Origin of the sequence: Pseudomonas citronellolis (genome assembly GCF_029335315.1) — a bacterium.
GTDB lineage: Bacteria > Pseudomonadota > Gammaproteobacteria > Pseudomonadales > Pseudomonadaceae > Pseudomonas > Pseudomonas citronellolis_A.
The window spans coordinates 1-7,000 of sequence record NZ_JARJLT010000082.1 but is presented as its reverse complement, the minus strand read 5'-3'; the positions used below and the strand labels follow the sequence as shown (position 1 = coordinate 7,000).

General features: G+C 68.1%; 5 protein-coding genes, 1 pseudogene and 1 riboswitch. Of the genes and pseudogenes, 3 read left to right on the top strand and 3 right to left on the bottom strand.

Going from position 1 to position 7,000, the window contains the following annotated elements; all coding sequences use genetic code 11:
- Both P3W75_RS07260 and P3W75_RS07255 read right to left on the bottom strand, forming a co-directional pair.
- Positions 1–1,950, bottom strand: a complete 1,950-nt coding sequence (locus tag P3W75_RS07260) for an FAD-dependent oxidoreductase (RefSeq protein WP_276226693.1) — start codon at positions 1,948–1,950, stop codon at positions 1–3.
- A gap of 49 nt (positions 1,951–1,999) precedes the next feature.
- The gene (locus P3W75_RS07255; protein ID WP_276226692.1) at positions 2,000–2,350 is read right to left on the bottom strand and encodes a cupin domain-containing protein; all 351 of its coding nucleotides are present in this window, start codon (positions 2,348–2,350) and stop codon (positions 2,000–2,002) included.
- 336 nt (positions 2,351–2,686) lie between these two features.
- Here P3W75_RS07255 and P3W75_RS07250 point away from each other — a divergent pair, with 336 nt between their 5' ends.
- Both P3W75_RS07250 and P3W75_RS07245 read left to right on the top strand, forming a co-directional pair.
- Complete coding sequence (locus tag P3W75_RS07250) at positions 2,687–3,730, top strand: ABC transporter substrate-binding protein (protein WP_276226691.1); 1,044 nt, start codon at positions 2,687–2,689, stop codon at positions 3,728–3,730.
- 132 nt (positions 3,731–3,862) lie between these two features.
- Positions 3,863–4,648: a class II aldolase/adducin family protein gene (locus tag P3W75_RS07245; RefSeq protein WP_276226690.1), complete on the top strand. Its 786-nt coding sequence runs from the start codon at positions 3,863–3,865 to the stop codon at positions 4,646–4,648.
- A 173-nt stretch (positions 4,649–4,821) separates the two neighbouring features.
- On the opposite strand, the gene P3W75_RS07240 is transcribed toward P3W75_RS07245, so the two are convergent.
- Positions 4,822–6,288 carry a TolC family outer membrane protein gene (locus P3W75_RS07240; RefSeq protein ID WP_276226689.1) on the bottom strand — a complete coding sequence of 489 codons (1,467 nt, stop codon included), beginning with the start codon at positions 6,286–6,288 and terminating at the stop codon, positions 4,822–4,824.
- A 183-nt stretch (positions 6,289–6,471) separates the two neighbouring features.
- Positions 6,472–6,579, top strand: a riboswitch (TPP riboswitch).
- Positions 6,580–6,691: 112 nt separating this feature from the next.
- Between P3W75_RS07240 and P3W75_RS07235 the strand changes: the two are divergent.
- A pseudogene (locus P3W75_RS07235) lies at positions 6,692–7,000 on the top strand (phosphomethylpyrimidine synthase ThiC); the annotation flags it as partial.

The following is a 7,000-nucleotide window of genomic DNA, read 5'->3' as shown; positions in this document are numbered from 1 at the left end:
TCAGATCGCCCAGGCCGCCTTGAGCCCTTCGTAGATGGCTTCCTCGGCGGTGCGTGGCGCCAGGCAGTCGCCGATGCGGCGGAACTCCACCAGGCCTTCCAGCTCGCCGGCCAGGTCGTCCAGCGGCTGGTGGCCCTGGCACAGCACCAGGGTGTCGATGCCCTCGAAGATCATCGGTTCGCCGCTGGCGCTGTGTTGCAGGTAGACGCTGCTGTCGTCGCAGCCGTACAGCCGCGCGTAGGGCGTGATCTCGATGCCCAGGCGGTGCAGCTCGCCGGCCAGGTGGTCGCGCACGTACAGCGGCAGGCTTTCGCCAACGTGCGTGCCGTTGACCGCCAGGCGCACCTGGTGGCCGGCGCGCACCAGCTGTTCGGCGATGCCGGGGGCGATCCAGTCGCAGCGCCAGTCGGTGACCAGTACCGAACGGCCGACCTTCACTTCTCCGCGCAGCACCTGCCAGGCGTCCACCACCTGCAGTTCGCCGCCGCGCTCGAAGGCCGGCCAGTAGGGCTGGGCGCCGGTGGCGACTATCACCACGTCGGGCTTCTCGGCTTCCACCAGGGCGCGGTCGACGCGGGTGTTGCGGCGCACTTCGACGCCGGCCAGCTGCATCTCGCGCTGCAGGTTGGTGGAGGCGCCGCCGAACTCGGCGCGGCGCGGCAGCAACTGGGCCAGGTTGACCTGGCCGCCGAGCTGCGCGGTGGCTTCGCACAGGGTGACCTGGTGGCCGCGCTGCGCCGCCACGGCCGCCGCCTTCATGCCCGCCGGGCCGCCGCCGACCACCAGCACGCGCTTGCGCTGGACGGCCGGCTCGACACGGCCGTACTGCAGCTCGCGCCCGGTTTCCGGGCGCTGGATGCAGGAAATCGGGTAGCCGCGGTGGAAGTGGCCGATGCACGCCTGGTTGCAGGCGATGCAGGCGCGCACGTCGTCCGGGCGGCCGTCGCCGGCCTTGTTCGGCATCTCCGGGTCGCAGATCAGCGCGCGGGTCATGCCGCAGACGTCGGCCTGGCCGCGGGCGATGATCTGCTCGGCCTCCTGCGGCTGGTTGATGCGCCCGGTGACGAACAGCGGGATGTCCAGGCGCGCCTTGAAGGTCGCCGCGTTGCTGGCCAGGTAGGCGGCCTCGATGGCCATCGGCGGCACGATGTGGATGGCGCCGCCGAGGGACGCCGAGGTGCCGGCGACGATGTGCACGTAGTCCAGCTCGCCCTGCAGCGCGCGCACGGCCTGCAGCGATTCGTCCTCGGTGAGACCTTCCGGGTCGCGCTCGTCGGCGGAGATGCGCAGGCCGACGATGAAGTCCTCGGCCGTGGCCGCGCGCACCGCCGCGACCACTTCGCGGGTGAAGCGCAGGCGCGCGTCGAGGTCGCCGTTGTAGCCGTCCTTGCGCTGGTTCACCCGTGGGTTGAGGAACTGCGCCGGCAGGTAGCCGTGGCTGGCCACCACTTCCACGCCGTCCAGCCCGGCGCTGTGCAGGCGCCGCGCGGCGGCGGCGTAGCCGGCGATGATCTCGTCGATCATGTGCTGGTCGAGTTCGCGCGGCATCACCCGGAAGCGCTCGTTCGGCGAGGCCGAGGCGGAGTAGGCCACGGCCAGCAGGCCGTCGCTGGACTCCATGATCTCGCGCCCCGGGTGGAAGATCTGCGACAGCACCACGGTGCCCTCGGCGTGGCACGCCTCGGCGACGCGGCGGTAGCCGGGAATGCATTCGTCGTCGGTGGCCATCAGCACGTGGGAGGTGTAGCGCGCGCTGTCGTGGACCCCGGCCACCTGCATCACGATCAGCCCGACGCCGCCCTTGGCGCGGGCCTGGTGGTAGGCCACCAGTTGGTCGTTGACCAGGTTGTCGGTGGGCATCGAGGTGTCGTGCCCGGTGGACATGATGCGGTTCTTCAGGCGTTTGCCGCGGATTTCCAGGGGGCTGAACAGGTGCGGGAAGGCGTTCATCGCGGGCCTAGTCCTTTCTCGTCGTTGTCTGGGCGGGTCGAAGTTCGGGTCAGGCGTTGCGGGTCTGCCAGTCGACCGGGTAGAGCGCGTAGAACACGCAGGCCTTCTCGCCCTCGTAGGCCAGCGGGGTGCGCTCCGGCACCCAGATCACGTCGCCCGGCGCAGCCTCGATGACGCGCTCGCCCAGGCGCAGGCGGAAGTTGCCCTCCAGCACCACGATCAGCTCGTCGTAGAGCACCGTCCACTCGATGGAGCAGCCGTCGAAACGGGCCAGCCCGGCGCCCATGGTCTGGCTGTCGGCCGGGCCGATCAGGCGGCAGATGGCGGCGTTCTCCGGCGCCAGGCCGGCGTACGGCTGGAAGTTCAGGGCGGATTTCTGGAAGTGGATGACGTCGGACACGGCGGGCTCCTGGAGCTTTTCTTGTTATCTAAGTAGCTCCATGGAAATTTACCTTCAGTAAAAAATCAACTTGTTTTTTTAAAAGTGACTGAGTAGTTTTCATCCAGCGCCTCCGTCGTCGACGAGGCGCGCTTCGCGACGTGCTCCACAACAACTACAAGAGGAGATGCGCATGCACCCGTCCGCCCGATCGCGCCCGCCGCTGGCGTTTTCCCGTCGCCGCGCCGCGCCCAGCCTGACTGCCCGTTTCCCTGCGAGTGTTGTTCCGGTACGCCCAACTCACCCCCGCCGTGCCGCGTCCGCGGCCACGGTTCGCATTCACAGAGGGCCCGCTCGATGATTTCGCGCAAGTACGCTTTGCAACCCCTGCTGTTGCTTCTGGGACTCGGCCTGGGCAGCGCCCAGGCGCAGGATTCGATGGTCGTGGTCGGTTACGGCGGCGCCGGGCAGAAGGCCCAGGACGCGGCCTTCTTCCAGCCCTTCGCCAAGGCCAGCGGGGCGAAGCTCACCCAGGCCGAGTACAACGGCGAGATGGCCCGCATAAAGGTGATGGTCGACACCGGCCACGCCGACTGGGACGTGGTGCAGATCGAAGGCCCGGACCTGGCGCGCAACTGCGACCTGGGCATGTTCGAGCCGCTGGACTGGAATGCCGTGGGCGGCGCCGACCAGCTGATTCCCAACGCCGCCAAGGCCTGCGGCTCGGCCGCGCTGGTCTGGGGCGTGGCCATCGCCTACGACGCCGACAGGCTGAAGACCGCGCCCGCCGGCTGGAACGATTTCTGGGACCTGCAGAAATTCCCCGGCAAGCGCGGCCTGCGCAAGCGCGCCGAGTACAACCTGGAGTTCGCCCTGCTGGCCGACGGCGTGGCCCCGGCGGACGTGTACAAGGTGCTCTCCACCAAACAGGGCGTCGACCGCGCCTTCGCCAAGCTGAGCCAGATCAAGCCGTCGATCCAGTGGTGGGAGGCCGGCGCCCAGCCGCCGCAGTGGCTCGCCGCCGGCGACGTGGTGATGACCACCAGCTACACCGGGCGCATCGCCGACGCCCACAAGAGCGGGCGCAACCTCGAGCTGGTCTGGCCGGGCAGCCTGTACGGCATGGACTACTGGGCGATCATCAAGGGTTCGCAGCACGTCGACCTGGCCAAGCGCTTCATCGCCTTCGCCAACCAGGCCGACGCCCAGGTCGACTACGTGCGCAATATCCCCTATGGTCCGACCAACAAGCAGGCCGCCGAACGCCTGCCGCAGGACATCGGCCACTGGGTGCCGACCTCGCCGGCCAACCTGGCGGTGGGCCTGGCGATGAACGACGAGTTCTGGGCCGACCACGGCGAGGAACTGGAGGAGCGCTTCAACGCCTGGGCCGCGCAATAGGTCAATAGCGACCAGGATGACGGACCTGGCGTAGGAGCGAGCTTGCTCGCGAACCGGGTTGGCACAGGCTCTGTTCGCGAGCAATCTCGCTCCTACGAAAAGCCCGAACAATAAAACCAGAGGAGACCCGGCATGACCGTTCCGACGCCATCCCGCCAGACCTGCTCCGCCGAGGAGTGGAAACTGCGCGAGGAACTGGCCGCCTGCTACCGGCTGATCGCCCATTTCCGCATGAGCGACCTGATCTTCACCCATATCTCGCTGCGCCTGCCCGGCCCGCAGCACCACTTCCTGATCAATCCCTACGGGCTGATGTTCGACGAGATCACCGCGTCGAGCCTGGTGAAGATCGACCTCGCCGGCAACCCGGTGGAGCCGACCCGCTACAAGGTCAACCCGGCCGGCTTCGTTATCCACAGCGCCATCCACGCGGCCCGCGAGGACGCCCAGTGCGTGCTGCACACCCACACCCGCGCCGGTTGCGCGGTGGCCGCCCAGGCCGGCGGGCTGCTGCCGCTGAACCAGATGTCGATGGAGTTCTACGGGCGCCTGGGCTACCACGAGTACGAAGGCATCGCGCTGTCCTTCGACGAGCAGGAGCGGCTGGTCGCCGACCTCGGCGACCACCTGGGGATGATCCTGCGCAACCACGGCCTGCTGACCGTGGGCGACAGCGTGAAACAGGCGTTCCTGCGCATGTACTACCTGGAGAAGGCCTGCGACATCCAGCTCGCCGCCCAGGCCGGTGGCGAGCTGGTGATCCCGTCGGACGAGGTGTGCCGGCGCACCGAGCGCCAGTTCAACGAGCCGGCGCGGCCGCTGGCCGAGGGCGAGCTGAGCGACCCGGATGGCTACGAGCTGGCCTGGGAAGCCATGTTGCGCCTGCTGGAGCGGGTAGCGCCGGGGTATCGTGACTGATCAACCGCGGCGGAACCTCCGGCGCTCGCGTAGGGCGAATAGCCGTTCGCGGTTATCCGCCGTTGGCTGGAACTCCGATGCCCGCCGACAACGGCGGATAACGCCGTAGGCGTTATGCGCCCTACGAGTTACGGACGCTGTAACAACAAGCCCGGCTTTCGCCGGGCTTGTTGTTATTGCTGGGTCCGCGCCTTGCTGCTGCTTTCCAGCTGCTGCTCGGCGGCCTTGGCCAGGTCCGGCGGGAGGAAGTCCTTGTCCGGGTTGTAGTCGGCCTTCAGGTAGGTGCCCAGGGCCTGCAGGTCGGCCGGGCTGAGGGTGCCGGCGGTCTGCTTCAGGCGCAGGTTGTCGAGGATGTAGTCGTAGCGGCTGTTGTTGTAGTCGCGCACGGCGCTGTACAGCTGGCGCTGGGCGTCGAGCACGTCGACGATGTTGCGGGTGCCGACCTGGTAGCCGATCTCGGTGGCTTCCAGCGAGCTCTGGTTGGAGATGATCGCCTGGCGCCGCGCCTTCACCGTTTCCACGTCGGTGTTCACCGCGCGGTGCTGGTTGCGCGCGTCCTGCACCACCTGGCGGCGCTGGCTTTCGCGCAGCTGCTCGCTCTGGCTCAGGCGCTGGTACGACTCGCGCACCTGGGAGCTGGTCAGGCCGCCGCTGTAGATCGGGATGTTCAGCTGCACGCCGACGCTGGTCTGGTCGACCCACTTGCCGTAGGTCGGCTGGCCCGGAGTGCCGGTGTTGGTGAAGCCCAGGGCGTCGTTGTCGCCCTTCTGGTACTGCACCACGGCGTCCACGGTCGGCAGGTGCCCGGCCTTGCGCTGGCGCAGGGTTTCCTCGGCGGCGTCGACCGCGTAGTTGCTGGCCTGCAGCGCGATGTTCTGCTGCACCGAGGTGTCCACCCAGGCCTTGGCGTCGTTCGGCGTCGGCACCACCACCGGCAGCGAGTGGAGGATGCCCTCGATGCCGCCGTATTCGCGGTTGGTCAGGGTCACCAGGGCCTGGAAGGCGTCTTCCACCGCCTGTTCGGCGACGATCCGGTTGGCCCGCGCGGTGTCGTAGCCGGCCTGGGATTCGAGCACGTCGGTCTTGTCCGACAGGCCGACGTCGAAGCGTTCGTTGGACTGGTCGAGCTGGCGCTTGAACGCCGCTTCTTCGGCCTTGCTGGCGGCCAGGTTGTCCTGGGCGCGGAGCACGCCGAAGTAGTTCTCGGCGGTCTGCAGGATCAGCCGCTGCTGGGTCGCGGAGAATTCCAGCTGGGCCTGCTCGCTGATGTTTTCCGCGGCCTTGAGCTGGAACCAGCGGTCGGCGCGGAACAGCGGCTGGCTGAGGCTGGCCTGGACCACCTCGCTGCTGCGGTTGAGCGTGGCGTTGGGCTCGTCCAGCGAGGTGCGGGTGTTGCCGAGGCTGCCGCCGGCGTTGATCTGCGGCAGCAGGCCGGAACGCGCCTGGGGCACGACTTCCTTGCGCGCCAGGTAGTCGGCCTGGGCGGCGGCGAGGTCGGCGTTGTTATCTACGGCATCCTTGTAGACGCTGATCAGGTCGGTCTTGGTCGGCAGCGGAGCGACGCTCGACGTGGGCTGGGCTGCCCAGACGAAACCGGAGGAGGCGGCCACGGCGACAGCCAGGGAAAGTCTGCGCAGCATTCGTTCGTCCTAGAAAGTGTGCGGGTGAGGCAAGGCTACGGTCGCCCCGTGTGCCGGTCAAGGCGCCGGCTTGGGGCAATTCGTTGCTGGAGTGTAGTTGGCCGTGACGTGACCGCCGGGTCGCTTCCAGGACTTTCGGCTCGGCGGCATTGGCCAAGCGCCGGCGTCTTGTTTAGACTGCGGACGTTCTTGTCGGGGTGCCCCATTGCGAGGGGCTGAGATCGGATAGTTCCGGATCCCGTTGAACCTGATCGGGTTAGCACCCGCGTAGGGAACAAGAAGTCCGCGTCCACAGTGCCTTTCCGGCCGGCCCCAGCCCTTTCCGGACGCGTCCTTTCTCCGCAGCGCCTTGCGGCTCCCGCGTCACCCAGGTTCTCCCGACAGTCACCCCAGGAGAGCCAGGATGAGCACCCAGAAGAACAACGTCACCCGCCTTGAACAGCTCGATCGCCAGTCGACGCAGCCCTTCCCCAATTCGCGCAAGGTCTACCTGAGCGGCTCGCGCCCGGACATCCGCGTGCCGGTGCGGGAAATCTCCCTGGCCGACACCCCGACCGCCTTCGGCGGTGAGAAGAACGCGCCGGTCTACGTCTACGACACCTCCGGCCCCTACACCGACCCGGACGTGCGCATCGACCTGCGCAAGGGCCTGCCGGACGTGCGTTCGCGCTGGATCGACGAGCGCGGCGACACCGAGATACTCCCCGGCCTG

What these genes read in the sequence shown, in the direction of transcription:
- P3W75_RS07245 (WP_276226690.1), top strand. Translation starts at nt 3,863, where the DNA reads ATGACCGTTCCGACGCCATCCCGCCAGACCTGCTCCGCCGAGGAGTGG.
- P3W75_RS07250 (WP_276226691.1), top strand. Translation starts at nt 2,687, where the DNA reads ATGATTTCGCGCAAGTACGCTTTGCAACCCCTGCTGTTGCTTCTGGGA.
- P3W75_RS07240 (WP_276226689.1), bottom strand. Translation starts at nt 6,288, where the DNA reads ATGCTGCGCAGACTTTCCCTGGCTGTCGCCGTGGCCGCCTCCTCCGGT.
- P3W75_RS07260 (WP_276226693.1), bottom strand. Translation starts at nt 1,950, where the DNA reads ATGAACGCCTTCCCGCACCTGTTCAGCCCCCTGGAAATCCGCGGCAAA.